Consider the following 1127-nt stretch of genomic DNA (forward strand, 5'->3'; position numbering starts at 1 on the left):
GGGGGTGGCTGTGAAACCTGCCTCACGGGCGGCGGGTGTGTCGCATCAGACGGGGCGGCGGTGGTTCGCCGATGCTGGTGGGGTGATCGGTAACGCGCCTGGTGCGCTGGGGAATCGGTATCTGTCGTTGGCGGAGCGGGAGGAGATCTCGCTGGGCCTGGCGCGTGGGGAGAGTATGCAGGCGATCGCGTGCACGCTGGGCCGGAATGTCTCGACGGTCAGCCGGGAGATCGGCCGTAACGGTGGTGTGGAGTCGTATCGGGCGCATCTGGCCGAGCGCGCGGCGCGGGAGCGGGCGCGGCGGCCGAAGGTGGCCAAGCTCGCCGAGTCCGTCCACGGCGAGTTGCGGGAGTATGTGCAGGCACGGTTGGAGGATCGGTGGTCACCGGAGCAGATCTCGGCCAGGCTGAGGAAGGATTTCCCCGACCGGCCGGAGATGTGGGTGTCACACGAGACGATCTACCAGTCGCTGTATGTGCAGTCGAGGGGCGCGCTACGCCGGGAGCTGACCCGGTGCCTGCGCACCGGGCGGGCGCTACGCCGCCCGCACCGCCAGGCCCACGCCCGCCAGCCCCGGATCCCGAACCTGGTCGAGATCTCCCAGCGCCCGCCCGAGGCCGCTGACCGGGCCTTTCCGGGGCACTGGGAGGGTGATCTGATCCTCGGGGCCGCCAACGGCTCGGCGATCGGCACCCTGGTCGACCGCACGACCCGGTTCTGCCTGCTGCTGCACCTGCCCCACGGCCACGACGCCATCGCGGTCCGCGACGCGATGATCACCGCGATCCGGACCCTGCCCGCAGCGTTGACGAAGTCGCTGACCTGGGACCGCGGCACCGAGATGGCCCGGCACGCCGAGATCACCCTGGCCACCGACCTCGCCATCTACTTCGCCGACCCCCACTCACCCTGGCAACGCGGCACCAACGAGAACACCAACGGCCTGCTCCGCCAGTACTTCCCCAAAGCCACCAACCTGACCCAACACACCCCCGAACACCTCGCCGCGGTCGCCGACCAACTCAACAACCGCCCCCGCAAAACCCTCAACTGGCTCACCCCCAAAGAAAAACTCACCATGCTACTGTCCTAAATAGAGCATGTTGCGACCACCGCATGAATCCGCC

The 1127-nt window shown here is 68.6% G+C and carries 1 protein-coding gene; it reads left to right on the forward strand.

All coding sequences use genetic code 11. From position 1 onward, the window contains the following. Positions 1-1093: IS30 family transposase (locus ABD256_RS44135; protein ID WP_425546626.1), on the forward strand; the 1093-nt coding region annotated here is incomplete at its 5' end. Positions 1094-1127 lie beyond the last annotated feature (34 nt).

Source organism: Amycolatopsis minnesotensis (genome assembly GCF_039529815.1).
GTDB classification, from domain to species: Bacteria; Actinomycetota; Actinomycetes; order Mycobacteriales; family Pseudonocardiaceae; genus Amycolatopsis; species Amycolatopsis minnesotensis.